The sequence below is a fragment of the Kribbella sancticallisti genome, assembly GCF_039530625.1.
In the GTDB taxonomy this organism is placed as follows: domain Bacteria; phylum Actinomycetota; class Actinomycetes; order Propionibacteriales; family Kribbellaceae; genus Kribbella; species Kribbella sancticallisti.
The window spans coordinates 1-24,389 of the sequence record NZ_BAAAOS010000022.1 but is presented as its reverse complement, the minus strand read 5'-3'; the positions used below and the strand labels follow the sequence as shown (position 1 = coordinate 24,389).

28 protein-coding genes and 1 pseudogene are annotated in these 24,389 nt (G+C 68.0%); 10 read left to right on the top strand and 19 right to left on the bottom strand.

Annotation, left to right across the window (positions count from 1 at the left end):
• Positions 1-13: 13 nt before the first annotated feature.
• On the bottom strand, positions 14-1,543 hold the full coding sequence (locus ABD255_RS19605) for a fused MFS/spermidine synthase (RefSeq protein WP_344215923.1): 1,530 nt from the start codon (positions 1,541-1,543) through the stop codon (positions 14-16).
• Positions 1,544-1,645: 102 nt separating this feature from the next.
• A complete protein-coding gene (locus tag ABD255_RS19600; RefSeq protein WP_344215921.1) occupies positions 1,646-2,005 on the bottom strand; it encodes an MmcQ/YjbR family DNA-binding protein in 360 nt (119 codons plus the stop codon).
• Between the two features lie 260 nt (positions 2,006-2,265).
• On the opposite strand from ABD255_RS19600, the gene ABD255_RS19595 reads away from it, so the two are divergent.
• Entirely contained in the window at positions 2,266-2,835 is a 570-nt protein-coding gene (locus ABD255_RS19595) for a hypothetical protein (RefSeq protein WP_344215919.1), read from the top strand.
• Positions 2,836-3,099: 264 nt separating this feature from the next.
• Here the strand turns inward: ABD255_RS19595 and ABD255_RS19590 are convergent, their stop codons facing one another.
• Both ABD255_RS19590 and ABD255_RS19585 read right to left on the bottom strand, forming a co-directional pair.
• Complete coding sequence (locus ABD255_RS19590) at positions 3,100-3,603, bottom strand: hypothetical protein (RefSeq protein ID WP_344215917.1); 504 nt, start codon at positions 3,601-3,603, stop codon at positions 3,100-3,102.
• A 273-nt stretch (positions 3,604-3,876) separates the two neighbouring features.
• Entirely contained in the window at positions 3,877-4,428 is a 552-nt protein-coding gene (locus tag ABD255_RS19585) for a YceI family protein (RefSeq protein WP_344215915.1), read from the bottom strand.
• Between the two features lie 196 nt (positions 4,429-4,624).
• Here ABD255_RS19585 and ABD255_RS19580 point away from each other — a divergent pair, with 196 nt between their 5' ends.
• From ABD255_RS19580 to ABD255_RS19570, 3 genes and pseudogenes are all read left to right on the top strand, one after another.
• Entirely contained in the window at positions 4,625-5,143 is a 519-nt protein-coding gene (locus ABD255_RS19580) for an FBP domain-containing protein (protein ID WP_344215913.1), read from the top strand.
• Positions 5,144-5,234: 91 nt separating this feature from the next.
• Complete coding sequence (locus tag ABD255_RS19575) at positions 5,235-5,504, top strand: hypothetical protein (RefSeq protein ID WP_344215911.1); 270 nt, start codon at positions 5,235-5,237, stop codon at positions 5,502-5,504.
• Between the two features lie 28 nt (positions 5,505-5,532).
• Positions 5,533-6,279, top strand: a pseudogene (locus ABD255_RS19570) (DUF429 domain-containing protein); the annotation flags it as partial.
• Positions 6,280-6,353: 74 nt separating this feature from the next.
• On the opposite strand, the gene pyrE reads toward ABD255_RS19570, so the two are convergent.
• The 3 genes from pyrE to ABD255_RS19555 form a co-directional block, all read right to left on the bottom strand.
• Positions 6,354-6,884 (bottom strand): orotate phosphoribosyltransferase, encoded by a 531-nt coding sequence (gene pyrE, locus ABD255_RS19565; RefSeq protein WP_344215909.1) that lies wholly within the window; start codon positions 6,882-6,884, stop codon positions 6,354-6,356.
• A gap of 22 nt (positions 6,885-6,906) precedes the next feature.
• Complete coding sequence (locus ABD255_RS19560; protein WP_344215908.1) at positions 6,907-8,139, bottom strand: exonuclease domain-containing protein; 1,233 nt, start codon at positions 8,137-8,139, stop codon at positions 6,907-6,909.
• A 175-nt stretch (positions 8,140-8,314) separates the two neighbouring features.
• Positions 8,315-8,974 carry a hypothetical protein gene (locus ABD255_RS19555; protein WP_344215907.1) on the bottom strand — a complete coding sequence of 220 codons (660 nt, stop codon included), beginning with the start codon at positions 8,972-8,974 and terminating at the stop codon, positions 8,315-8,317.
• A 17-nt stretch (positions 8,975-8,991) separates the two neighbouring features.
• Here ABD255_RS19555 and ABD255_RS19550 point away from each other — a divergent pair, with 17 nt between their 5' ends.
• Positions 8,992-9,147: a hypothetical protein gene (locus ABD255_RS19550; RefSeq protein WP_344215905.1), complete on the top strand. Its 156-nt coding sequence runs from the start codon at positions 8,992-8,994 to the stop codon at positions 9,145-9,147.
• Here ABD255_RS19550 and ABD255_RS19545 read toward each other — a convergent pair.
• Positions 9,144-9,635: a metallophosphoesterase family protein gene (locus ABD255_RS19545; RefSeq protein WP_344215903.1), complete on the bottom strand. Its 492-nt coding sequence runs from the start codon at positions 9,633-9,635 to the stop codon at positions 9,144-9,146. The genes ABD255_RS19550 and ABD255_RS19545 overlap by 4 nt on opposite strands.
• Positions 9,636-9,654: 19 nt before the next feature.
• Positions 9,655-10,644, bottom strand: a complete 990-nt coding sequence (locus ABD255_RS19540) for an NAD-dependent epimerase/dehydratase family protein (RefSeq protein WP_344215902.1) — start codon at positions 10,642-10,644, stop codon at positions 9,655-9,657.
• A gap of 172 nt (positions 10,645-10,816) precedes the next feature.
• On the opposite strand from ABD255_RS19540, the gene ABD255_RS19535 reads away from it, so the two are divergent.
• Positions 10,817-11,149, top strand: a complete 333-nt coding sequence (locus ABD255_RS19535) for a hypothetical protein (RefSeq protein ID WP_344215900.1) — start codon at positions 10,817-10,819, stop codon at positions 11,147-11,149.
• A gap of 246 nt (positions 11,150-11,395) precedes the next feature.
• Here the strand turns inward: ABD255_RS19535 and ABD255_RS19530 are convergent, their stop codons facing one another.
• Positions 11,396-11,749, bottom strand: a complete 354-nt coding sequence (locus tag ABD255_RS19530; protein ID WP_344215898.1) for a hypothetical protein — start codon at positions 11,747-11,749, stop codon at positions 11,396-11,398.
• Complete coding sequence (locus tag ABD255_RS19525) at positions 11,746-11,973, bottom strand: hypothetical protein (protein ID WP_344215896.1); 228 nt, start codon at positions 11,971-11,973, stop codon at positions 11,746-11,748. Before ABD255_RS19525 ends, ABD255_RS19530 begins: the two co-directional genes overlap by 4 nt.
• 576 nt (positions 11,974-12,549) lie before the next feature.
• Here ABD255_RS19525 and ABD255_RS19520 point away from each other — a divergent pair.
• Both ABD255_RS19520 and ABD255_RS19515 read left to right on the top strand, forming a co-directional pair.
• Positions 12,550-12,717 carry an RNA polymerase sigma factor gene (locus ABD255_RS19520; protein WP_344215894.1) on the top strand — a complete coding sequence of 56 codons (168 nt, stop codon included), beginning with the start codon at positions 12,550-12,552 and terminating at the stop codon, positions 12,715-12,717.
• A complete protein-coding gene (locus ABD255_RS19515; RefSeq protein WP_344215893.1) occupies positions 12,710-13,192 on the top strand; it encodes a hypothetical protein in 483 nt (160 codons plus the stop codon). Before ABD255_RS19520 ends, ABD255_RS19515 begins: the two co-directional genes overlap by 8 nt.
• Positions 13,193-13,468: 276 nt before the next feature.
• Here the strand turns inward: ABD255_RS19515 and ABD255_RS19510 are convergent, their stop codons facing one another.
• From ABD255_RS19510 to ABD255_RS19475, 8 genes are all read right to left on the bottom strand, one after another.
• Positions 13,469-13,945 (bottom strand): hypothetical protein, encoded by a 477-nt coding sequence (locus ABD255_RS19510; protein WP_344215891.1) that lies wholly within the window; start codon positions 13,943-13,945, stop codon positions 13,469-13,471.
• A complete protein-coding gene (locus ABD255_RS19505) occupies positions 13,945-14,097 on the bottom strand; it encodes a hypothetical protein (RefSeq protein ID WP_344215889.1) in 153 nt (50 codons plus the stop codon). Before ABD255_RS19505 ends, ABD255_RS19510 begins: the two co-directional genes overlap by 1 nt.
• 135 nt (positions 14,098-14,232) lie before the next feature.
• A complete protein-coding gene (locus ABD255_RS19500) occupies positions 14,233-15,132 on the bottom strand; it encodes a hypothetical protein (RefSeq protein ID WP_344215887.1) in 900 nt (299 codons plus the stop codon).
• A gap of 4 nt (positions 15,133-15,136) precedes the next feature.
• Positions 15,137-15,397: a hypothetical protein gene (locus ABD255_RS19495; protein ID WP_012922179.1), complete on the bottom strand. Its 261-nt coding sequence runs from the start codon at positions 15,395-15,397 to the stop codon at positions 15,137-15,139.
• A gap of 25 nt (positions 15,398-15,422) precedes the next feature.
• The gene (locus tag ABD255_RS19490) at positions 15,423-16,103 is read right to left on the bottom strand and encodes a hypothetical protein (RefSeq protein WP_344215885.1); all 681 of its coding nucleotides are present in this window, start codon (positions 16,101-16,103) and stop codon (positions 15,423-15,425) included.
• Positions 16,100-18,850 carry an FtsK/SpoIIIE domain-containing protein gene (locus ABD255_RS19485; RefSeq protein ID WP_344215883.1) on the bottom strand — a complete coding sequence of 917 codons (2,751 nt, stop codon included), beginning with the start codon at positions 18,848-18,850 and terminating at the stop codon, positions 16,100-16,102. The genes ABD255_RS19490 and ABD255_RS19485 overlap by 4 nt, the downstream gene beginning before the upstream one ends.
• Before the next feature lie 114 nt (positions 18,851-18,964).
• Entirely contained in the window at positions 18,965-19,363 is a 399-nt protein-coding gene (locus ABD255_RS19480; RefSeq protein ID WP_344215881.1) for a VOC family protein, read from the bottom strand.
• Between the two features lie 7 nt (positions 19,364-19,370).
• Positions 19,371-19,604, bottom strand: coding sequence for a hypothetical protein (locus ABD255_RS19475; RefSeq protein ID WP_344215879.1), 234 nt, complete (start codon positions 19,602-19,604; stop codon positions 19,371-19,373).
• 145 nt (positions 19,605-19,749) lie between these two features.
• Here ABD255_RS19475 and ABD255_RS19470 point away from each other — a divergent pair, with 145 nt between their 5' ends.
• Both ABD255_RS19470 and ABD255_RS19465 read left to right on the top strand, forming a co-directional pair.
• The gene (locus ABD255_RS19470; RefSeq protein ID WP_344215877.1) at positions 19,750-22,932 is read left to right on the top strand and encodes a PD-(D/E)XK nuclease family protein; all 3,183 of its coding nucleotides are present in this window, start codon (positions 19,750-19,752) and stop codon (positions 22,930-22,932) included.
• Positions 22,932-24,389, top strand: a 1,458-nt coding sequence (locus ABD255_RS19465; protein WP_344215875.1) for a UvrD-helicase domain-containing protein, incomplete at its 3' end; no start/stop codon positions are given. The genes ABD255_RS19470 and ABD255_RS19465, both read left to right, overlap by 1 nt.

Here is a 24,389-nt window from a genome sequence, read left to right as displayed (position 1 = left end):
ACGGCGCCGCGTCTCAGCTCTGGAAGGGGGTGAGCAGCTGGTCTACCGGCGCGTAGTCGTCCGTCAGCAGCGGTCCGTCGCCGGCGAACTCCCGCACCGCCGCGGTGTCGCCGAGCAGTTCCGAGCGGCCCGCGAGGCGTTGCCGCAGCGCCGCCGCGTCGATCGGCTGGTCCGATCCGACCAGGACGAAGTTGCCGCCGGTCCGGCCGTCGAACGCGCCCTCCCGGGAGACGACCGCGACATGCGGGAACTCGGCCGCGAGGGTCCGCGCCTCCGCCTTCGCGAATCGCTGCGGGCCGAAGTCGATCACGTTCACCAGATAGAGCCCGTCCGGCGCGAGGACCCGCCGTACGTCGGAGACGACCTCCCGCGTGGTCAGGTGCCACGGCACGGCCACCCCACCGAACGCGTCCATGATGACCAGATCCCGGCTGTCCGTGGGCTCAGACCGTACTCCGAGCCGCCCGTCGCGGATCTGGATGTCGAGCCCGGGCCCGGGCTTGGCACCCAACTCGGCCTTGTCCAACTCGATCACGCCGGGGTCGATCTCGTACACCTTGTTGTCAGTGCCCGGCCGGGTCTTCAGCAACAGGTGCGGCATGGTCAGCCCACCGCCGCCGACATGCAACGCCCGCAGCGGCTCGGCTCCCGGCCAGTGTGCGTCGATCGCGGCCGCGTAGTCCTTGATGTACTCGAACTCGAGATAGGTCGGGTCGTTGAGATCGACGTAGGAGTGCCGGTACTGGTCGAGGTACAGGGTGCGCCCGCTGGCCCTGTTCGGGTCCTTCTCGATCCGGGCGCAGTGGTACGCGGTCTCCACTTCACAGGGCTTCGGCGCCACAACGGTCAGGCCGGTCCCGATCAACGCGATCACCAGCGGGCGTGCAGCCGCTCGGAGACCACGGAAGAAGATCGTCAGCACGGCGCCGGCTACCACCAGCAGCCCGCCGAGACAGAGCACGATCGTGCTGGTCGGCACCTTCGCGACGAACACGAACCCGGTCAGCACAGTGCCCACGATCGCGCCCACCGTCGCGTACGCCGACAGCCGCCCGACGACTGTTCCCGTCTGACTCAACGTCGACAGCCGCAGCTTCGTCACCATCGGAGTCACCGCCGCCAACAGCGACGCCGGCACGAACAAGGCCACCGCGACGGCCAAGAACACCGCATCCCCCGCCGACCCCCGAACCGCCTCACCGGTCCACCGCACGACGGGAAGAATCAGCAACACCAACGCCCCGCCAAACATCACCAACGGCCCAAGCGTCTTCGTCGGCGGCACCGCGTCGGCGAACTTCCCACCCATCGCCGCCCCGGTCGCGATAGCAGCCAGCGCGACCCCGATGACGGCGGTATTCGTCTCCAACGTCAACCCGAGATACGGCGCCACCAACCGCAACGCCACCAACTCGAGCACCAGGACCGCCGCCGAACTACCGAACACCAGCCCGATAGCCACCTTCTCGCTGATCCCCTTGCCCGGCGTCATCTCCCCCACCGGCTCCCGCTCCGCCCCCGACCTCTCCGCAATCTCACTCACCGCGCCACCCTACCGACGCCCTCCACCAAGCGAAGAACTCCCAACCGACGACTCCCCCCACGGCCCACCAGGAGCAACTCCCAGCCCTAACTCCGTGACCGACTACCCCTCGTCCAACCGCGCAATCAGACTCTTCGGCGCAACTTGCCGATAGGCATCCTCAACGATCTCCGCAAGGTGACCCCAGTCCACCCCATCCACATCGAGATACACCCCAAGCCACCCCCGATGACCAACGTACGGCGGCCGAAAGAAGTGCTCCGGATCGCCCGCGATCAAGGACTCCTGCGCCCCCTCGGGAGCCGCACACCAAAACCCGGTCCGGTCGTCATGGTGCTGATCGGCAAACATCACAAACGTCTTCTTGTCCCGCACAAACCAGGTCGGCTCCCCATGGCTCAACCGCTCAGTGGTCTCCGGCAACGCCAAACACAACCCCCGAAGCCGTTCCAGTGCGTCCATCCCAACCTCCACCGATCCGATCGCACCCACCACTCAACCTCGACCCATCCAGTCTCACCGTGCCCAGGCTCCGCCTTCACGGTCTGCTCAGCAGGTGGGCGGAGGGCATCCGGCCAGGGAGCTAAACCGCGTGCAGTACCCCGGCAGAAAGGGCGGGTGTGATCTAGCTCACAGTGACCACCGTGCGTGTCAGGGCGTTACACGGTCAGTGCCGGTGGGCGCGAGCGGCAGTGCCGCGCCCGACAGGAGGTTCGGACAACATGCGCATTCAGAACCTGGTGGTGACCGCCACGCTGATCCCGGTCCTGATGCTCGCGGGCTGCGGTAACGACAAGTCCGCCGACGTGGCCGCGTCGTCGCCCGGCGCTCAGAAGGCGTCCAAGCATGGACTGATCGACCCGGTCGCCAGTGGTGCGGACGGCTCGGGTGGTTCGGTGCGGTCGGATGATCCCGTCGTCAACGCGTACTACGACTACCGCGTCGCGTTCGACGTGATGATGCGTAGTGGCGGCAGGTCGACCAAGCAACTCATTCCGGTGATGACGTCCGATCTGTTCACCTCGATCAGCCAGCAAGCGAAGTACTACCGCACCAAGCGGCTGCACAACACCGGCGTCACGACCGTGCTCTGGGCCAAGCGGGCTCTGCTTGCCGACGGCGTCATCGTCCGTGCCTGTTATGACACCAAGAAGGCCCGCACGGTCGACGCCAAGGGCAAGAGCGTGTTGCCGGCCTCGACACCGACCCGTTGGCTCGACGAGATGCGGGTCGAACTGGTCGAGGGCCGCTGGGTCGTCGACGGCGGCCGCACCACCGCGGTGAAGTGCTGAGCAGTCCCCCGGTGAAGTGCCGAGCAGAACCCCCGGTGAAGTGCTGACCGGCAGCACCCCCTGAACGACTCCGAACCGCTGTCCGTCAAGGACACACCTCGCGGTTCGGAGCCAACTCGCAGCGCGGGAGAGCAGCCACCTGCCCTCCCGCGCTGTCAGCTTCCGTCAGCCAACGCGGTCAAGTGACGCGCCGCGCCCGGCGTTAGTAGTACCGGGCGCAATCGGTCCCGTCGATCATCACGTCGACCACGTCGGTCTCGTCGGTCAGACGTGCCGGCTGGCCTGCTGCAGCAGCGACTCGACTGCCTCCTGCAGCGCCTCGTCGTCGGCCGGGCCGGACCACACGATCACCCGAGCCTTGTCGCCGAGCTTGGCCGCGACCAGTTCACGGGCCGGCGTGGGATCACCCTGGTTCAGTAGTACTACCAGCCGCCGCCCGTCCCGCTGCAGCCGATCGAGCAGCGGCGGCAAGGTCGACCCGCGGAACAATCCGCGATCGCTCTTCACCTTGGTCTCGATCATCACCCCGCGGCCGCGGACCACCAGCAGGAAGTCCGCACGGTCCCGGGTGAACTCGCGATCGTGGTAGATCCGCGCCTTCGGCCAGAGCCGCTCCAGCGCGGCATCCACCTCGCCGTCGTACCGGGCGGCCAGGCGGCTGACCTTGGAACTCGTCCCGCGCGGCCGAAACGATTCCGGCGCGCGGCGTCCGCGGCGCCGGCGCCCGAGGAGGGGCATCAGCCATCGGTGCACTCTGGTGTCGATCATCGGCGGACCCCCTGGCCCTAGTCCGGCACTGACTGAAATTCTCTCAGCACCAAATGTGACGGACCAGCCTCCAGAGAGGCCCACCGGCGATCGTGACAGCATTGCGACGAACCCAGCACCCTCACCGCGACAAACCCACCGCAGTCGATGCGACCGGCTCAGGCGGCCGGCCGCTGGTGGCAAGCCTCGGCCCGCGGGGTCGAGGAGCGCGACGGCGTGGTCTTCCCAAGCCGTTTCCCCATCACCCCGGCGGCGGATGAGGGAGCGAACCGGTCAGGTGTTCTTGATGGCGGAGATCTCGATCTCCAGGGTGACCTTCTCGCTGACGAGTACGCCGCCGCCCTCGATGGCCGCGTTCCAGCTGACGCCGAAGTCCTTGCGGTTGAGGACGACCGAACCCTCGAGCCCGACCCGGGTGTTGCCGAACGGGTCGACCGCCGTCCCGGTGTACTCGAAGTCGATGTCGACCGGCTTCGTCACGCCGCGGATGGTGAGATCGCCGGAGACCTTGAAGTGGTCGTCGCCGGTCGGCTCGACCGCGGTGGAGACGAAGGTGATCTCCGGGTGGTTGTCCATGTCGAGGAAGTCGTTGCTGCGCAGATGGTCGTCGCGCTGCTTGTTGCGGGTGTCGATGCTCTTGGCCTGGATGGTGACCCGAGCCGAGGAGTTCGCCGGCTTGTCACCGTCGAGGTGCGCCGACCCCTCGAACTCGTCGAAGCCGCCGCGCACCTTCGCCACCATCGCGTGCCGGGCGACGAAACCCAGCCTGCTGTGCGCGGTGTCGATCGTGTAGTCGCCGGTGAGCTCGGAATACCCAGTGGACATACAGCCCGCCTCCCAGAGGAATAGTTTAACTTTCTTCCAACTTGGCAGACCGCGGCGGATTCGTCTACCCCTAGCTACGCGGTCGTCACAGAAACCTTCCGCGGCAGATCCCTGGGCGGCTCAGTGGCTGGGGCGTGTCGTTGCCATAGGCAAGCGGTTAATCAGTTGCGGACCGGGCGGTGCGGAAGGTTCCCTGGTGGCCGCAACGAACCACCGGAGGTACACCGTGGAGCCGCTCAGCGCCGACGAGATCAGGCGCTCCTTCGTCAACTCGTCCAGGAGTCTCGTCAAGGCGATGACCCTGCCCCGGGACTTCGACGTCCTGCCGTGGGAGAACCTGGACTACCTCGGCTGGCGCGATCCGAAGGCGCCCGCCCGCGGCTACCTCGTCCTACGCCGGGACGAAGGGGTGACCGGGATCGCGGTGACCACGGCCGCGACGGGTGCGCCCAGGCGCGGTACCGGGTTGTGCGACCTGTGCCATACGGCGCACCAGGTCACTGACGTCTCCCTGTTCGTGGCACGCCGGGCAGGCTCCGCCGGCAAGGCGGGCAACACCGTCGGGACCTACATCTGCGCGGACCTGGCATGCTCCCTCTACCTCCGCGGACTCAAGGAACTCGAGGTGCCGCAAAGCGACCTGGCCGGCCCCGAGGTCAGGGCCGGCCGATTGAACGAACGGCTCGAGACCTTCGTCGGTCGAGTGCTCGGTTAAACACCTGCCAAGACGCGGCGTCTCGTGCTGCTGTTTAGCAGGTGGGGACACTAGGCTGAATGACAGGCCGTCAAGGGAGGACGAGGTCGCGATGTCCGAGTTCAGAATCACCCACGAGATCCACGAGGTCCATCCGGACATCCGCGAGAAGCTCACCGCCACCACGATCGAGGCGATCAACGAGTCGAGCGCCCGGTCGGCGGAAGACGCGGCCCTCGTACTGCGAAACAAGCTCGGCGAGATCGGCGTGCACATGAGCGACGCCGCCTGCCTGGCCGCGGTCGAGCGGATCCGCTCCGGCAAGACGCTGCGGTTCGAGATCGAGCGCGACGACGGCGAGTTCCACCACGAAGAGCACTGACAGCCGGTACTTCGTCGGCGTCGACCTCGCCTGGGGACCTCGCGGGGTCACCGGCCTGGCGGTCGTCGACGAGACCGGCACGCTCCTCGACGTCACGACCCGGCGGACCGACGCCGACATTCTCGACTGGATGCGGCCGTGGACCGACGGGCCGTGCCTGGTCGCGTTCGACGCGCCGATGATCGTCGTGAACCCGTCGGGCCAGCGTCCGTGCGAGCGGCTCGTCGCCCGGTACTTCGGCCGCTACGGCGCCTACTGCCACCCGACGAACACGGCGAATGCGAGCTTCACCGAGGGAGCCCGCGCGCTACGGCTCGCCGACGCGCTCGGGCTGCAGGTCGATCCCAGCGTGCCGGCGGAACGGCGTGCGGCTGAGGTTTACCCGCATCCGGCTCTGGTCGTGCTGTTCGACCTGCCTCGAATCCTTCAGTACAAGGCCAAGCCGGGTCGCGACTTCGGCCACCTGCAGGCGGAACTGCTGCGACTGGTCGGCTGTCTGGAGTCTCTCGCCGACGCGTCGCCGCCGTTGCTGCTGAAGGGCAATCAGGAGTGGGAACGGATCCGCTCGACTGTCGAGGCTGCGACTACCAAGGCCGGTCTCAAACGCTTGGAGGACGCGATCGATGGCGTCGTCTGCGCGTACATCGCTGCCTACGCAACCTTCAACCCCACGCACGTCCACCACCTGGGCGACGCGGCGACGGGCTACATCCTCACCCCGATCACCCCGACGATCGCCAGCCAACTGGTTCAGACCAAAGAGGTCCTGTGGTGAGGGCGGCGCAACCAAACAGGCCCGGCGGCACCTGAGCACGCGAGCAAGCTCGCAGCAATCTTGGGCCGGAGGTCTCAGTCCGAAGGGCGCGGGCGGAGGTTTGTGGCGGTGAGGAGGGAGAGAAGGGTGATGTCGTGGGCGGCCAGGGATCCGGCGCCGGTTTGTTCGCGGTCTATGACGCAGAGGGCGTGGGTGATCGTGGCGCCGAGGGACCGCAGCTCCTTGGTGGACAGGATGATCTGACCGCCGCTGGTCACGACATCCTCGACCACCAGGACCCGTCGGCCGGCGATCTCGGCGCCTTCGGCCAGGCGGGCGGTGCCGTAGGCCTTGGCTTCCTTGCGGACGAAAGCGCACGGCAGACCCGTGTGCCGACCGAGTGCCGTGACGACCGGAATACCACCCATCTCCAGCCCAGCGAGCACCTCGGTTCCCGACGGAACCAGCGGCACCATCGCGCGTGCGATCTCGTCGAGCAGCACCGGATCAGCCTCGAACCGGTACTTGTCGAAGTACTCGTGCGTGGTGATCCCTGACCGCAGCACAAACTCCCCGGTCAGATGCGCCACCTGATAGATCCGCTGCGCCAGCTCCTCGAGTTCCACGCCCGCACCCTACGGCAGAGCCTCACCCCGCCTTGCGTTCGTCCGGAGCCGGCAGGAGGCGGACGAAATCCTCCACAGCAATGATCGGTACGCCGTACTCCCGGGCCGCGCGCGCCTTCACGGACAGGCTGTCCACGTCGGCGGCAACAAGGAACGTGGTGTCCGGGCGAACCGCCTCCTGCGGCACAAAGCCCGCAGCGACCGCCCGGTCCCACCAGACCTCGCGCCGCTCGACCATGTCCCCCGTGAACACCAGCGTGCTACCCGGCGGAAACCCCCGCGCCCCAGGACGAGCCGGCACGACGTATCGGCCGTTGCTGGCTCTGAGCAGGGCATCATCGACGTCGGACGCGCGATGGCCGAGCATCACCGCCACCCGGTCGAGGTCGTTCCGCTGCGCCGGGCTGACCTCGCCCTCGCTCCATAGGGCCTCCGCGAGGTCCGACACATAGACCCGATGCAACTCGTCCACCTGAGGACGGGTGAGTCCGAGCTTCGTGGCGACGTGGACGAGTTGATCCGCGCCCGCCGCGTTGATCTCGCGGTCGGCCAAGATCATGTCGAGGACGGCGAGATACGAGTCGGCCTGCGGCGGCTCTGGCACCCGGGGCAACTGATCCACGAGTCGGCTCATCCACCCATGCCGCCCACCCGCGTGCACCGGCCGCACGGTCGGCGTGAACTCCCCATCCGGCAGGTCTGGCCACCTCAGTCGACGGACCTCCTCGTACGCCCACTGCCACGGAGGCGGCGCGCGGAAAGACCCCAGGTAATGGCTGAAGAGTTGCGCGGTCGCGCGCGTGTCCGCGAGCGCCGAATGCCAACCCTCCAACGAGATGCCCGCCGCAGAGCAGCAGGCACCGAGCGTCCGCTTGGCCCCCGGATACAGATAGCCCGCGAGCGCCATCGTGCACATCGATCGCTCGGTGATCAGCGGCACCGCGAAGCCGAGCCGGGCGAACTCCGCCCGCAGAAAACCGAGGTCGAACTCCACGTTGTGCCCGACCACCATCCGCCCGGCCAGCAACTCCCCCAGCTGGCGCGCGACGTCACCGAACTCGGGCGCGGCGAGCACGTCGGCGGTGAGGATCCCGTGGATGTGTTGAGGCCCGAGGTCGCGCTGAGGGTTCAGCAGCGTCACCCACTCCCCCTCGACCCGGCCGCGCGCGTCCAACAGCACGACCGCGATCTCGATCACCCGGTGCCGGTGATCCGGTGACAGGCCGGTCGTCTCGGTGTCGATGACGGCATACATCCGCGGCGCCTCCTCCCACTCGAATCCAACCTGTGACAAGCCAACCACAGCCCACCGACAGTTTCCGGCGGCGCGATCAGATGGTTCGCACGACGTGCGCTACCGCGGCTGCGGGCAGGCGGAGCGCCCTACGCAGGCAACCGGCTCGGGTTCGTTGGGTTGGGTCCTACTGCCGTCAAACGAGGTCGGCGGCTGGCAGCTCCGCAGCCGGGATGTCGACGGCGATTTCCTCACCGAGCACCGCACCGAGCGACAACTCCAGGTCGTCGCCGCTCCAGAAGCGCCCCGGGTCGTACCAGTTCGGCCGGCGGTCCGCCGGGAGCAGGCCCATCTCCTCGTACGTCAGGGCGACTACCTCCGCGCAGTACGCGCTCTCCAGTTCCAGCTCGCGCTCACCCCGGCGGAACTTGGGGATCCGCCCGCGCACCCAGCGCGATGCCAGCCGGGCGGTGGACGGGAACGGCGTACCGTCCAGGCGCGCCACGGTCCGCAGTACGGCGTCCTCGATCTCGCGGGTGATCGGGTGCTCCAACTGCCGCAACCACGCCTGCTGACCGTACTTCCGCGCCCAGACCAGCACCGCGTCGCGCAGATCGTGCAGCTGTACTCCGCGCTGGTGGTTCCCGGTCCACATGTCCGGCAGCGAGCGGCCGAGCTCGGCATGCCACATCAGTGGCGGCAGGTCCTCGAGCACGACCGCCATGCCGACGTGGTTGACCGGGCTGTTGGTGGTCAGCTGGATCGCGCGATCGGCCGCGCTGCCACCGCGGAACAGCCAAATGTCACCTGTTCGTGTCAGTTCCGTAGCGTCATCCAGTGAAATCCGAGTCTCCACGTGGCTAGGTTAGTGACATGAAGGCATGGAAGGTCGTAGGACTGGCTGGACTCGTCGGAGTCGCGGCCACAGGCGTCGTCATCGCGCGGGGCGAGCGGAAGCGCCGCGCCTACACTCCGGAAGAGGTTCGCGATCGGCTGAAGACCCGGGTCAAGGAAGCGGCCAACGCCTAGAGGTTGTGTAAAGCAACATCTTCCAGACGACCGGACTCGATCACGGCCGTCTGGTAGGTGCAGTACGGCTGCCGCCGCCGATCCGTCGGTGATCCGGGGTTGAGCAGCCGCAACCCGCGCGGCGTCGTCGTGTCCCACGGGATATGGCTGTGCCCGAACACGAGCAGATCGACGTCCGGGTAAGCCTTCTCGCACCTCAGCTCGCGTCCTTTCGCGGCGCCGGTCTCGTGCACGACCGCGACGGACAGACCGTCCAGCGACGCCCGCGCGACCTCGGGCAACCTTGCCCTCAGCAACGGTCCGTCGTTGTTGCCCCAGCAGCCGATCAGCCGCGCGGACCGCTCGGTCAGCTCGTCGAGCAGTTCGACGTTCACCCAGTCGCCGGCGTGGATCACCACGTCGGCGGCCTCGATCTCTTCCCAGAGCACCGCGGGAAGCCTCTTCGCACGCACTGGCAGGTGGGTGTCGGAGATCAGTACCAGCCTCATGTGGTCCACTCTGCCAGAGCTAGGGCAGTGACTTGATCAGCTCCCGCTCGCGTTCCGGGCTCAGGCCGGCCTTACGGTCGCGGCGGTCGAGACCGAGTTCGCGCTCCCAGGCCAGCGTGTCGACCACGATCTCCTCCCGCGACCGGTGCTTCAGCCCCGCCTGGGCAGCCGCTGCGCCGCTGCGTGAGGACCAGCCTTCGTAGCCGGGTTCGGTCAGCCACATGGCAATCGACTCGGGTCCCATGAACTGCTCGACCTTCTGCTCCTCCAGCCACTCACGCGGCGCGAGCACGACCGGACCGGTGTGCCCGCACACCGACCGCACCAGCTCGATCCACTCGCCGAACGGCACCACCGGGCCGACCGCGTCGTACGTCCCGGTCTTGCCGGTCTCGGCGCAGTCCAGCAGCCAGGACGCCAGGTCTCGTACGTCGATCACGGAGGTCGCGAGGTCGGGCGTGTCCGGCACGAGCAGCGGCTCCTCCGGCGCTCGTGCCGCCCGAGCTACCCAGGCACCGGCGCGGTCGCTCTTGTCCCCCGGGCCACCGATCAGGCCCGCCCGCGCGATCACCAGACGATCCCCGACCGCCGCCACCGACGCCAACTCACAGGCGACCTTGGCCTCGCCGTACAGCTCCCGGTCCACGACGTCCTGGTCGGTCGCCTCCCGCAGCGGCGCCGACTCGTCCGCCCCAGGCGTATCGAACTTGGCGTAGGCGTTGCCCGACGACACGTACGTCCAGTGCTTCGCCTTGGCGCCGAAAGCATCCAGCGCGGCCTTCACGAACCCCGGCTGCCAGGACACCTCGAACACGGCGTCCCACTCCTGCTCCGGTACTGCGTCGTACGCGTCCGGCCGGCTCCGGTCGGCTGCGATCAAGGTCGCGCCATCGGCGATGGCGCCGCTCTCCCCCCGGGCGACACAGGTGACGGCATGTCCGCGAGCGATTGCCTGCTTCGCGATCTCACGGCCGAGGAAGGCGGTCCCACCGAGAATCAGAATCTCCATTCCCCCAGCCAAGCAGGCCGGCGGGCCGAAACCCACCCGACTCTGCCCAGGGCAGACACGCTTCGTGGCCTGCCGTCCGCGCCGGGTCATAGCCGGGGGCAACCTCTTGCGGACGGGGTGAGGCAGGCGCACTGTCGGCAGTAGGAGCTACCTGCGAATCAAGGGGGAAGAAATGGCTGGTTTCGTTCAGATCATCGAGTACCGGACTTCGAAGCCGGATGAGATCCGCGCCCTCGGCGAGGACTTCCGCAAGACCCGCGTGGCGTCCGACGACGGCCCGCGGCCGGTTCGGCTGCTCGCCTGCGCCGACCGGGACAACCCGGGCCGCTACTTCAGCATCGTCGAGTTCGCCTCCTACGAGGAGGCGATGGAGAACTCGAACCGGGAGGACACCAGTGAGTTCGCCGCCAAGATGATGGAGCTGACCGATGGTCCGGCGACCTTCTACAACCTGGACGTCGAGGACACGCTCGACTACGGCGGAACGGGCTCGAGCGGGGCTTGAGCGGTCTGGCGGGGTTTGAGCCGCCTGAGTGGGCTTGAGCGGCCTGAGCGGGCCTGTGCGACCTGAGTGGGCCTGTGCGACCTGAGTGGGCTTGAGCGGACCTGAGCGGCCTGAGTGGGCTTGAGCGGGCCGGCACCGGAGGGAGTTCGGTACCGGCCCGCTCGGGTCAGACCAGGTCCGCGGCGCCGGATCCGGTCGTGGTCTGTCCGCGGCCGAGTGAGGTTCCGGCCGGGAAGGTGGTGGTTGCTACCGCCCCTCGGCCGGCTGCTGCTCGGCTTCGGGATCGGGGTCTGGTTCGGTGTCTGGTTCGGGGGCCGAGTGCAACTCGGGCCACGGCTGGGGTGGCAGCTCCGCACGCACCTGGAGTTGCGGATCGGGCCCGGGATCGGGGTCGTACCACTCGACCTCGGTGGCGCCCTGGTGACCGTGGATCGCGATCACCGACTCGATGCTGTCCCAGACGGTCGTGGTCGGGTAGTCGCCGTACCAGCGGAGCGCGACCGCCCCGTCGGTGAACTGGACGCCCTCGGCGACGGGCCCGGTGCCACTGACACCGGAGACGTCATGATGGCGGATCAGCCGGAAGCGGCGAGCGGTCATTTCGGCGCGACCTCCCAGAGTCGTTCGCCCGGCAGCGCATGACCGCCAGGATCGGAGGGGGAAATCGGCTCGCTGGTCACGCGCAGACCGGCGAACCGGCGCGACATGGCCGCGGCATAGCGGTCGGCCAGGTCGGCCTCCGCCCGGTAGTCCGCGACGATGTGGTCTCCGAACCACACTCGTACGCGGCGACGTTGCGGACCGGCGGGGTCGTCGTCGGACATCAGCGCACCCGCCGCCCGGTCGGTGTTCCCATCAGCGGCTTCGAAAACCTGCGGTTCACGTCGATCACTCCACTTCCCTGTGGGGATGGGTTCACTGGTAGTGACGGCCCACCCACCACTTCATGACGCGAATCCTGAAAAGTTTCTGACGGCCCCACTGCGTGTCACCGTCAGGGATGCGGTGGGAACCGAGACGGGCCGATCGGGCAAGGACAGATGTGCACCGCCCCCAGTCACGCCCACCTCCCTCGGCCTCCCCCGCCTGAGCCGGCTCGAGCCACCCCCTTCCCGGCGCGCTCGCGGTCGCGTCAACCAGCTCGGGCGGCGCCCCCCAGACGGATGCCGAGCTGATCGAGCTCTCCTGCGACTCCCCGGACGCCTTCGCGACCGTCTTCGACCGGCACGTCGTCGCGATCCACCGGTACGTCGCCCACCGCTCGGCACCACCGAGGCTGACGACCTGCTCGGGCAGGCGTTCCTGCTCGCCTTCGAGAGACGCGACCGGTACGACGGTACGCAGTACAGCGCGCTGCCCTGGCTCTACGGGATCGCCACGTACTGGCTCGTCTGCGGCCTGTGGAGCGCGACGTACTACTGCTGTACGCCTGGGAGGACCTCAGCTACCCGGAGATCGCTAGCGCCCTGGACATACCCGTCGGGACCGTACGGTCCCGACTGCACCGTGCGCGTCGAGTCCTGCGCTCCGCTCTCGGCTCTGACTTCGAGGAGACCAGTCATGAATGAGATCGACGTGCTCAAGACGCTGCGTGACGACGTACCGGAGCCAACCCCGCTAGTACTGGCCCGAGCGCGGCAACAGCTCCAGGAGCCGCCAGGGAGCCGCTATCTGACCAGACGACGTCTCCTGGTCGCCGCTACGCTCACCTCCGCCCACCCCGACGCCCCGATCCCACCCGGCCAGTTCCGCCAGGTGACAGTACGCAGTTCCTCGAACTACGCGATCGACCAGGCCGGCAAGTACCGCGTCACCGACCTGAGCCAGGTGGACTGGTGGATCTCCTCCCAGCAGCGCCCGCCGTACACGGCGAAGGCCACCAGCTACCTAAAGGTCGATTTCGCCACGCCCGCGGCCGAGTCCTCCGCCCGCAAGCATGCGCCGAACGTACTCCGCCCGCACTCCTCCACCATCTCGGGAATCTGCGAGGTAGTGGCCGTTGGCCGGTCATTCCGCATGATGGCCGACCCCAAGGCCCCCTGAACCTCATCGGACCCGGCATCCGCCGAGACATAACTGTTCCGGTCGACCACCACGCCGAGCCAGCCATCGACCGTAGCCGCCGAACCCCGAAGAACCACCTCATCCGGCCCGTCCTCCGCGCCGGGCAGTTGCTCGAACCCCACCACAGCCGTCAACCACTCAGCAACCTGCGAAGGGTCGTCCTCCACACCCTGGAAAATGCTCTGAATGGTGGACATCAGTGTTCCGTCACCATCCAGTTGGGCTGGTCGAGTGACGCGACCACGTATCCAGGCCTCAACCGTGCCCCCATGGCCGCCACTGATCCTGGTCTGGGGCATCGACGGTGACATTGTCCGGAAAGTACTGCGTACCGGCGGCCGGCAGGTGGGCTGCCACCAGAATGTCCAGGTCATGCACCAGAAGCATCGGAACGTCGGGACGCGTCGCGACGAGCCGGTCGAAAACCAGCCGCGCCTGCCGTTGCTGCGCCAACTCGTCTTCCGCCCGGTACCGGATGGCGATCTCGGTCGGATACGCATCGAACGCCTGCACGTCATCAGGCTCAGGATTCACTTCTGCATATCCGTTCCGGCGTACCAGGATCATCAGCCAGCCGTCAGCGTCGAGAGCCTGACACCGCAAGCCGATCTCCTCCTGGCTGTCCAGCCCATCAGGTATCGGCTCGAGCGCCAGCAGCGGATCCAGCCACTCGTCGGCCACCTGCCGAAGCGGCGCGTCGGTACCGACAAAGACATTTTCGACAGCAGACATCAATGCTCCTTCATGTAGGTGACCATCCGCCCGTCACCGAGGATGACGTGCACCATGGCCGGCACAGTCTTGCCGGGTTGACCGCAGGCTCGCCGGAAGGCTCGCAGAGCGTCCTCCTCGGCGAGCCCCACATTCCGACCGTCGATGACCACCTCACCATCTAGCGGGAGTCCGGGTTCTTCCTGTGCTTCACATCGTGATCTGCCAGCCGGGAATCGACTCGCCATCCCTGCGCCTGAAGCCGCTCAGCCACGGCTCGTTCTCGCGGTAGGAAGTTGTCGTCCGGATCATTGGACCCCTGGTTCAAAGTCGTCTCCCAGTGCGCGTGGGTGGAACGCCGGGTCGAAGTCCGGTGGCTCTTCCACCGCGACCTCGATCTCCGGTACTGCGATCGGTGGCCGGGCGCCGTCGTCGGGGACTGATGCAGCAGGCTCGGGGAGTTCTACGTCGATGACCGGGGGTTCAGCGGCCTCGGGGAGATCCGGATAGGTGAAGACGCCCGAGACGCGGTCGGGGGTGAGGGTGATCGTGGCCGCGGTCCACGACTGTTTGCCGGACTCTTCCATCGCCTTGAGGAGTTCTGTGGCGGCGGCGTTCAAATCCATCTGGATCTCGTAGTCTCGTTCCTCCGGGGATTCCTGGTATACGACCTCGACTTCGCCGGATTCGGCGACGATCTCGACCTCGAGAGGCTCCGGGTCCTCCCGCTGCACCTCGTCCTTCTCTTGCTTCTTGCGGAGCTTTTCGAAGGCCTTGCGGGCTACCTTGATCATCGGCGGTTCCTTGCCCTCGGCATCTTCCAAGGGCTTGAACGGCAGCGAAGTACGAACAACCCGGCCGAGCAGATCCCGTTCGGCGACGTCGCCTACTCCGCCGGTCGCCTTGTTGCGGTCGGCGGATTGCTCCCCTGGCCGATTGCTGGAGCGAGGCGCACCGACGAGACGCTCGGCCCACGCCTTCGTCTTAGGCGGCGCCATCGACAAGTAATGCGCCGCCTCCTCGCAGGCCCGCGCGGCCGCGTCCAACTGCTGTGCCGCCACCGTCGCCTGCCCGTGTGAGGCGGCGATGGCGACAGCGGCGTTCTCCCGGCAGCGTTCGGCCGTGCGTTGCAGGTGGGCTACTACCTGCGGGACCTCGTCGAGGCATTCGACCAGGCCGCGCGCCACCCGCTGCAGGTCGGAGGGCATGAGGTCAGATCTGGTCGGCGTAGCTCTTGCAGCCGGCGGAGGCGATCTCCAGGGCCTCCGCGGCCTGCTCTACCGCCTTGCCGGCGGCGTCGAGGATCTCGGAGATGTCGCGGTCGACCCCGGTCGCAGTACCGGCGATCAGGCTCTCCACCTGAGCGCTGTGCTGGGTGAACCGGAGTTTGAAGCCAGCCAGGCCTCCTGCTGCCTGCTTGGCCTCAGCGGAGACCTGATGCAGCTGTTCCTTGAGCCGCTGTACGTCCGACACTTACTGCCCCTCTTCCTACAAAGATCTACGGGTTGCGCTTCTTCGGCAGCACGATCGCTGTCCCTGCCACGGCGGCCGGCACCAGGATCGCCAACCACCACGGCAGCCCAGCAGCCATCAGTACTACGACCAGGGCCGCGCCGCCCCAGCCCCACCACCGAGCGCCCGGTAGACGCGGCAACCCCAGCACCCGCGACGCGGCCAGCAGCGTGACCGCCGCGATCGCCGCAGCTGCCACTGCGTCCAGGAGCGACCTCTGGAGCACCCAGACGATCAGGAACCCCACCAGGACCTCGGCGGCGCTGATCGTACGGCGCTTGCGGCGCTCCTGCTCGGCCCGGGCCTCCTTGCGGACCTCCTCGAGCTTGTCCACGGTATCGGCCAGTTGCTTGGTGAGCTTGGCCGCAGCCGCCTCCATGTCCGTCATGCCGCGCATTTCCGGCAGGGCGATCGCTGCCTTCTTGCCCTCGGGAGGCAGCCCCGCTCGTTGCAGGCTGGCCGCAGCCGTCTCGGCGAGCGCATTGAGCCGGATCTCCAGCTTGCGGCCGCGCTCGGCCATCGCGTCCGCCTCTGCCATCGCTGTGGCTTCCGCCTTCGACCGGTTCGCGGTCAACCTGTCCTGCGCCTGCTGCGCGTCAGCCCTGGCACCCGCGACCTGCCGCAGCGCCCGGGCGTACTCGGACCACTCCTGCTGTTCGGTCTTCATCGGCGTACCAGCTCCAGGTAGCGGTCGACCTCGTCCTCGCGGAGCGGAGCGAACGGTACGACGACCTGCGCCTCAGGGTGCAGCCCATCCCACAGCAGCGCCCGGTGCGGCTCTGACGCCCACCGGACGAGTGGACCCGCTACTGCGCGGACCCCGTCCTGCGGGTGCCGCAGGAACAGGTGTGTAGCCACATTGGCCCGCCCATACCCAAGCTGCTCGGTGCAGACGTGCAGGCGGTTCCACCAGCCGAAGGTGACGAGCCCCTGCGCCGGCCCGTCGCGCACGATGTCCTGGAGCGCGTTGGCCGGGCTCTCGAAGAACCCCTCCGCATGAGTCTGCATCTTCGGCACGCCGTGGAAGCCGAACCCCAGCAAGTACGTAGTACCGCCGATATGTCCCTCCCGAACAGCATCCCGCAGCGCGAACAACCGCGGTACGACGTCGGCGTGCTTGTCCACAGTCTCGACCTCGCAGCCGAGCCGGCGCAGCGCCTGGAGCAACGCTCCCTTGCCCTCAGCAACCGACGGCGCCGAGTCCGTCCCGTCCAGGAACAAGAACCGAGGCGGTACTGCGGCCGCGGCCGCCGCCGATACCGCGAGCCCTGTCAGCGCACCGAGCGCATCCGCCGGACCATCACCAAGGACCAGTACTCCGGCGCCCGGCTCCGGCCGAACCTCCACGGACACCGGCTCCTCCGTCACCGCGATCGGCAACCCCGTCCACGGCCGCCCGAGTTCGGGTTTGACCGCGGCCGCCGTGTCGGTCAGTCGTGCCGGCTCGGCCAGGTGGAACACGCGCGGCGGATGCGTAGTACCGGACCTGGTCCACAGTTCGCGGCGCAACTCGTCCAGCACCTTCTTGTCCGCGAAGCTGACCAGGACATGCTGGTTGTCGTCGGGCGATCCGAAGTTCGCGTTCAGCACAGCCTCACCGCGGAACTGCAACTCGGCGGCCGCCGTGTTTCCCGTCCGCAGGATCGCTTGCGAGTCGGCAGGCGTCGTCTTCAAGGCGATGCGATAGGGCACCTGCCCGAAGATCGAGTCCCGCCGGGTCGACAGCCGTTTCACGCCCTCGATCGTCTGTGTCGCCAGCACGACGTGCACACCATAGGCGCGACCGAGCCGCACCAGCCGCTCGAGCAACCGCGCGGCCTCGTCAGCAAGCTCGTCGTCGTCCTCCAGCAACACCTGGAACTCATCCAGTACTGCGAGGATCCGCGGCGGCCGCTCCGGCCCGGCGGGAAGCTCGGCGATATCCGCGACATTGCCGTGCGACTTGAAGATTTCGCTGCGCCGGGCGAGCTCGTCCGACAGATGCCGAAGCACGGCAAGTCCGAACGCCCGATCGCTGTGGATCCCGAGCACCCGCACGTGCGGCAGCCAATGCTCCCGCTCGGTCGCCGGCCCCAACGCCGAGAACTCGACGCCGTGCTTGAAGTCGAGCAGGTACATCTCCAGATCGGCCGGGTCGTAGCGAGCGGCCAGCCCGTGGATCAGCACCAGCAGCAGATTCGACTTACCCTGACCGACCGCACCACCGACGAGCACGTGGGGCAGCGCCGGGTTGCCGCTCCGCAGCCGCACCAGCGCCGGCGTGCGATCGTCGTACCCGATGACCGTGCTCAGCTCGTCGCTGACCGGCTGCCACCACGTCGACCGGTCCGGCAGCGTCCGGTTGAACTCGATCGTCGGCAGGACGGCGATCTCGGCCAGTTCGGCGACGACGTCACAGATGCCCGCGGCAACGTTCGCGTCGAACGCCGGGTCCAGCTTCGCCGGGACGTTCGGCAGCTGCGACAGCTCCACCTTCTCGTTGGCGATGGCAACGGGGGTGAGCAGGTCGAGCAGTTGCCGCGCGTCGACCTCGTGCTCGGCCGTGCTGGTCGGGTCATGGTGGACGAGGAAGCAGATGCCCCGATCCGCACCCGTCGCCGCCAGCCGGACGAGGTCGCGCTGAGCGAGGCTGTCGATGCCTGCCGGGTAGTCGAACAGCACGATCAGCCGGTAGGGATCCGTGACGCGCCCGCTCTCGCGGACCAGGTCCTCGAACCGCTGGTGCCCCAACTGTGCTTGCCTGCTGGCACGCAACGACGACACATCGACCAGCCCGGACAGCACACTGTGCAACTGATCCGCGGTGTGCGTTGCTCTCGGCACCAATTGCGGGTACTTCGTGGTCAGGTGCCCGAGCAGCCCCATCATCCCGGTCAGCCGGGGGTCGAAAGCATCGATCCGCAGCCGGAACGGCTCGGCCGCGGCGATCAGGCGCAACGCGACACTCTGCAGCAGTCGGCGCGCGGATTCGTTGCGATCGGCCATCACCCGCCAGCCGTTGGTGCGCAACAGCGGCGCGACGACCGGAGTACCGGCGTCCAGTTCACCGACCCGGACGTACGACGGGGTGCCGGCGCCGACCAGTTGCCTCGAACGCCAGCGGGCGTCGTTCGGTGGAATGGATGCCAGTCCGGGTGCCAGCCGGTCGGCCAGGCGGCGCGCGTCGGGCTCGGCCGAAGCGAGCGCTTGCGTGGTCGCGGCCTCGACCAGTCCCCGGGATTCGCGCCGGGCGGTCGCGGTCTCGGCCTGCAACTGGCGGTGCAACTGGACCGCCCGCTGATGCTCGCCCCGGGTGTGCGCCCGCGCGCTCTCGAGCAACTGCCCGAGCGCGAACTGCAGGCCACGGATGCGTGCTTCCAGGATCTCCGGAGAAACCGGTCCGGGCGCACTCCCCCCGTCAGGCTTCTCCGTCACGAGCACCGTCCTTCCACCTTTGCCCCGCGACCTTCCCACTGCCTTCACCAACCATGTCACACCATCAGTCCCGTGCGTCACTCCAGACACCCGAAGTCTCACCCACCGATCCCCCTAATCGGGAGCCACGATCTCGAGTTCGTAGCCGTCCTGGTTATGCAGGAAAGCGGCGTAATGCTGCGGACCGCCGGCGTACGGGTGCCGGTCGGCGAACATCAGCGTCCAGCCACGGTTGCCTGACTCGGCAACGATCGCGTCGACCTCGGCGCGGCTGGCCGCGTTCAGGGCCAGGTGGTTCATCCCGGGGCGAAGCCGGTCGTGCGCGGTCGCCGACAGCGCCGGGCTCTGCTCGATCACCAGGTAGGTGCTGTCCACACCGGACTGCCAGGTGAAGCCGCCGGGCCAACTGTCGCCGTCCTTCCAGCCCAGCCGGCGAAGGATCCAGCCCCAATCGTTCAGCGCCCGGGAGAGGTCCGGGACCCAGATCTCGAGGTGGTGCACAGCGGCGGCCATCGGAGCATTATCTGTGCTCGTCGAAACGGCTCGACACCTGACCGTGGTGGCGTGGTGAGGTCAGCGATGACACCGCCATGGAGACCAACCCGGACAGCACCAGCCAGACCAGGGCGGCGACCAGCCACGGCCACCACTCCCGGCCCGCCGCGGCGACCGCCACGGCCTGGCCGAACATGCCGCCCGCCGGGGCGAAGACCAGCACCAGCAGCGTGCGGGCGACGACGGTCTCCTTGGTCATTCCTTCATTGTCCGAGTCGAGGGCCGCCACCGCAGCGACACTGGCGTTTCTCCCCGGTCGCCGGGGGTTTCGCCGTTTTGTCCGCGGGGTGGTCTAGCGTCTGTGGGGACAGTCAGGCTGTGCTCGATCTCAGGAGGGGAGCACCGTGACCGCGACCCGGATCGAGACCACGGCGTACGGCGCTGCCGCGCTGGACAAGCTCCGTGACGTCGTCCTGCAGCTCAAGGACGGCGACCCGATGAAGCCGGTCACCCTGCTCCTGCCGAACAATCTGGCCGGGGTCACGGCCCGCCGTTTCCTGGCCGCCTCCACCATCGCCGCGCTGTACCTGGCGACGTTGCCACGTCTGGCCGAGCAGCTCGCCGCCAGCGCCTTGGCGCCACGGCGACCGGCTACCCGCCCGATCGTCGCCGCGACCTGGCGTACTGCGCTGTCGAAGGCGCCGGGGGTGTTCGAAGACGTGGCGGACCACCCCTCGACCATCCAAGCGCTTGCTGCGGCTCATCGGGAGCTGCGCGACCTCACACCTTCCGCGCTCGACAAGATCGCGGCCGCGTCCAGCCTGGGTCCTGACCTGGTCCGGCTGCACAGCCATGTCACCGACGAACTGCTGCCTGATTGGTATGACGAGACCGAGCTGCTCCGCGAGGCGGCGGCGCGGTGCGAGCCCGGTGTCGTGGCCGAGCTTGGCGCTCTGGTGCTCTATCTGCCGCAGGAGCTGACTCAGGCCGAGGCTCAGTTCGTCGAGGCGCTAGGGGATGCTGCCGCGGATCTGACGGTGATCGTTGGGCTGACGGACGTGAGGCGAGCCGATCGGGCCGTGCGGCGATCGCTGGAGCGCATCGGGATCGACCTGCCGACCTCCATCTCGAAGAATTACCCGGTCGCGACCGAGGTGCTCAACGCCTCAGACGCCGACGACGAGGTGCGCTGCGTCGTGCGGGACGTGGTCGCCTCGTTGCGGCACACGCCGGCTCATCGCATCGCGGTGCTGTACTCCGCCGCGACGCCCTATGCGCGCCTGCTCCACGAGCACTTGGCCGCGGCCAAGATCGAGGTCAACGGGCCGGGCACCCGACCGGTCCACGAGCGAGCGATCGCGCGCACCTTGCTCGAGGTGCTCGCGCTGGTGGATCGGGATCTGCCCCGTGCCGATCTGTTCCGTGCGCTGGCGAACGCGCCGACGCGCGACTTCACCGGTGAGCGGATTCCCGTGCCGCAGTGGGAGCGGTTGTCGCGCGCCGCCGGCGTGGTTCGTGGTGACGACTGGGATGTGCGACTCGGGCGCTATGTGGAATCGGAGCGCCGTACGGCGGAGCAGGAGCAGGCCTCGGAGGACCCGGTCGCGGCGGTGATCCGGCGAGCGCAGTACAACGCGGGCACTGCGCAGCAGTTGCACTCCTTTGCTGTGGAGCTGCGGCGACGGTTGGGTCGCGCGGCGCTGCTCGAGTCGTGGTCTGAGCTCGCGGAGTCGGTGCTCGGACTCTTCCACGCGTTGCTTGGCGACGCGTCGACGCTGCCGATCGAGGAGCAGTACGCGGCGGTCGCGGTCGAGGGGTCGCTGCGCGGGCTCTCCACACTCGACCAGCTCGGCACGCCCGCCTCCTTGTCCGTACTGCGTGATGTCCTCGACCTGGAGTTGCAGCAGTCGCTTCCTCGCGTCGGGACGTTCGGCACCGGAGTACTGGTGGCGCCGTTGTCCGCGAGCGTCGGGCTCGCCGTCGACATCGTCTTCGTGGTGGGGCTGTCGGAGGATCTCTACCCGGGCAGGGTGCACGAGGATGCGCTGCTCCCCCACCGCGTGCGCGAGGCGGCCGCCCCGGAGCTGGCGTCGTTCCGGGATCGGCTCGACGCGAAGCAGCGGCATCTCTTGGTGGCGTTCTCTGCCGGATCGTCGCGAGTGGTCGCGTCGTTCCCGCGCGGCGACCTGCGCCGATCGAGCCGTCGACTGCCGACGCGCTGGCTCCTCGGCACTCTCCGCTCACTCACCGGCGACCACGCTCTGGCCGCGACCGAATGGGACCAGGCGGAGTACGGCGACCGCCTGCTCACGTCGGCTTCGTACGCCGGGTCGTTGACCACGGCAAGCATGCCGGCGACCGAGCAGGACTGGCAGGTGCGCGCTCTGACGGCCGGGCTCTCGTTGACGGACGGTGTGGTGTCTCGGGCGCGGACCCTGTTGCGTTCCCGAGCCAGCGACGAGTTCACCCGCTTCGACGGGAACCTGTCGGGGGTGTCCGGGCTGCCGGACTACGCGTTGGAGGACCGAATCGCGTCGCCGACGTCGCTGGAGTCTTACGCGTCCTGCCCGCATGCGTACTTCGTCCAGCGGTTGCTGCAGGTGGAGCCGCTGGAGGCGCCTGAGGATCTGCTGGTGATCTCGCCGTTGCAGGTGGGGAATCTGATCCACAACAGCCTCGATACTTTCGTGAACCGGTTGGCCGGGTCGTTGCCAGGGTTCGGGGAGCCCTGGTCTGATGAGCAGCGGTCGTTGCTGGTCGCGATCGGCGCCGATCTTGCCGACCGGTTCGAGGCCGAGGGGCTGACCGGGCATCCGCGGCTGTGGCAGCGCGAGCGGTTGCGGATTCTGGGTGATCTGCTGGTGCTGCTCGCCGACGACGAACGCTGGCGCGCCGAGCACGACGCTTCGGTGATCGCGAGCGAACTGCGGTTCGGCTTCGACGGTGAGCCGCCGGTGGAGATCCCGGTGCCGTCCGGGCGAGTGTTGCTGCGCGGCTCGGCGGACAAGGTCGACCTCGGCAACGACGGCACGATCTACGTCACCGACGTGAAAACCGGCGGCTTCTCGCGCTACGAGGCGATCGAAGTGGACCCGGTGGCTGCGGGGACGAAGTTGCAACTGCCTGTTTATGCGTATGCGGCGCGCGCTCGCCTGGGTGAGGAGTCGACGCCGGTGGAGGCGTCGTACTGGTTCGTCCGCAAGGGCGGCCGCCGAATCCCGGTCCCGCTGACACCGGAGGTCGAGGCGCGCTACGTCGACACCTTGGACGTGATCGTGTCGTCGATCGCCGCCGGATACTTCCCCGCGAAAGCTCCTGAGATTCCCGACTTCCTCTGGGTCCAATGCCCCTACTGCAACCCAGACAGCATCGGCCACAGCGAAGTACGAGCCAGGTGGGAACGAAAGCGCCACGACCCAACCCTGGCCCGCCTAGTCCACCTGATTGACCCAGCCGCTCCGCCTTCTGCGGCCGCCCCAACCACTTCGCCTTCACCTGCCACCCGCAGCACTTCGCCTTCACCTGCCACTCGCACCACTCCGCCTTCTCCCGCGGGATCCGGCGGAGCCGAGGAGGGTGGCGTCTGATGAACCAACTACCGGACGCGGACGCACGCGAGCAGATCCGCTCCGACACCGACTCCACGCTCTTCGTCGAGGCCGGCGCCGGATCGGGCAAGACACACGCCCTCGTCGACCGAGTAACCACGCTGGTGCTGCGCGACGGAGTACCGCTCAGCACGATCGCGGCAGTCACCTTCACCGAGAAGGCCGGCGCCGAATTGCGGGACCGCCTACGAGTGGAGTTCGAGAAGGCACGGAAGGGACCGGCCAAAGCTCTGGCCGATGATGCCCTCGATGATCTCGACTCGGCCTCGATCGGGACCCTGCACTCGTTCGCCCAGCAGATCCTGCTCGCCCACCCCATCGAGGCCGGCCTGCCACCGCTGATCGACGTACTGGACGAGGTCGGCTCATCCGTCGCCTTCGAGGAACGCTGGTCGGTGCTACAACAGCAACTCCTGGATGACGACTCCATCGCCGAACCTCTCCTACTGGCAATGGCAGTCGGCGTCGAGCTCAAGCATCTGCGCTCCCTAGCCCGCCTGTTCGGCAACGACTGGGACCTGATCAGCGACCGAGTCCTCGTCGACCCACCCGAACTGGTCGCGATGCCGGACCTGACCGGCCTCGTCGCCGCCGCGGCGCAGATCGGCGCGACGGCCGAGCACTGCCTCGCCACCGACGACCGGATGCTCGCCAAGGTCCACCAGATCCGCGACATCGGCCTGATGCTCGACGCCGCCACCGACCAGGAGACCCAACTCGCGATCCTGCAGAACCTCCGCAACCTGAAGGTCGGCCGCATCGGTCGCAAGGAGAACTGGCCGGACATCACCAAGACCCGCGGCGACTGTTCCGAGGTCGTCGAGGTAGCGGGCTCCCTCGTCGAGCTCCTCCTAGATGCTTGCCTCAGGCATCTTTCTCACTGGCTGGCTGTCCGCGTCCTGGAATCCGCCGAACTACGCCGCGCCGAAGGCCGCCTCGAGTTCCACGACCTTCTGGTCCTAGCCCGCGACCTCCTCCGGCGGGACGCTTCAGTCCGCGAAGCCCTCCACGACCGCTACCAGCGGCTCCTCCTGGACGAGTTCCAAGACACCGACCCGATCCAGATCGAACTAGCCGTCCGCATCGCCGGTGGCGCCGAAGCCGACGCCCCCGACTGGCGCGACGTCGAGGTCCCCGACGGCCGCCTGTTCGTAGTCGGCGACCCGAAACAGTCCATCTACCGCTTCCGCCGCGCCAACATCGCCACCTACCTCACCGCCCAGGACCTCCTAGGCGAGACAGTCACCCTCACCACCAACTTCCGCACCGTCCCGCCAGTCCTCGACTGGATCAACACCGTATTCGCCACGCTCATCCACCCCGAACCATCCGCCCAACCCGAGTACCACCCACAGTCCCCCCACCGCCCCAACCTCCCCACCCCCGAACTCCCTACCGCCCCCCACATCGTCTCTCCCACGCCCACCCGCACCCCA

Bases quoted from the DNA above. Each gene is read 5' to 3' on its own strand.
- ABD255_RS19535 (WP_344215900.1), top strand. From the start codon at position 10,817: ATGGCTGGTTTCGTTCAGATCATCGAGTACCGGACTTCGAAGCCGGAT.
- ABD255_RS19590 (WP_344215917.1), bottom strand. From the start codon at position 3,603: ATGATCGACACCAGAGTGCACCGATGGCTGATGCCCCTCCTCGGGCGC.
- ABD255_RS19490 (WP_344215885.1), bottom strand. From the start codon at position 16,103: ATGAAGACCGAACAGCAGGAGTGGTCCGAGTACGCCCGGGCGCTGCGG.
- ABD255_RS19515 (WP_344215893.1), top strand. From the start codon at position 12,710: ATGAATGAGATCGACGTGCTCAAGACGCTGCGTGACGACGTACCGGAG.
- ABD255_RS19540 (WP_344215902.1), bottom strand. From the start codon at position 10,644: ATGGAGATTCTGATTCTCGGTGGGACCGCCTTCCTCGGCCGTGAGATC.
- ABD255_RS19500 (WP_344215887.1), bottom strand. From the start codon at position 15,132: ATGCCCTCCGACCTGCAGCGGGTGGCGCGCGGCCTGGTCGAATGCCTC.
- ABD255_RS19550 (WP_344215905.1), top strand. From the start codon at position 8,992: ATGAAGGCATGGAAGGTCGTAGGACTGGCTGGACTCGTCGGAGTCGCG.
- ABD255_RS19480 (WP_344215881.1), bottom strand. From the start codon at position 19,363: ATGGCCGCCGCTGTGCACCACCTCGAGATCTGGGTCCCGGACCTCTCC.
- ABD255_RS19600 (WP_344215921.1), bottom strand. From the start codon at position 2,005: ATGGACGCACTGGAACGGCTTCGGGGGTTGTGTTTGGCGTTGCCGGAG.
- ABD255_RS19585 (WP_344215915.1), bottom strand. From the start codon at position 4,428: ATGTCCACTGGGTATTCCGAGCTCACCGGCGACTACACGATCGACACC.
- ABD255_RS19575 (WP_344215911.1), top strand. From the start codon at position 5,235: ATGTCCGAGTTCAGAATCACCCACGAGATCCACGAGGTCCATCCGGAC.
- ABD255_RS19595 (WP_344215919.1), top strand. From the start codon at position 2,266: ATGCGCATTCAGAACCTGGTGGTGACCGCCACGCTGATCCCGGTCCTG.
- ABD255_RS19545 (WP_344215903.1), bottom strand. From the start codon at position 9,635: ATGAGGCTGGTACTGATCTCCGACACCCACCTGCCAGTGCGTGCGAAG.
- ABD255_RS19510 (WP_344215891.1), bottom strand. From the start codon at position 13,945: ATGTCTGCTGTCGAAAATGTCTTTGTCGGTACCGACGCGCCGCTTCGG.
- ABD255_RS19525 (WP_344215896.1), bottom strand. From the start codon at position 11,973: ATGTCCGACGACGACCCCGCCGGTCCGCAACGTCGCCGCGTACGAGTG.
- ABD255_RS19530 (WP_344215898.1), bottom strand. From the start codon at position 11,749: ATGACCGCTCGCCGCTTCCGGCTGATCCGCCATCATGACGTCTCCGGT.
- ABD255_RS19560 (WP_344215908.1), bottom strand. From the start codon at position 8,139: ATGTATGCCGTCATCGACACCGAGACGACCGGCCTGTCACCGGATCAC.
- ABD255_RS19475 (WP_344215879.1), bottom strand. From the start codon at position 19,604: ATGACCAAGGAGACCGTCGTCGCCCGCACGCTGCTGGTGCTGGTCTTC.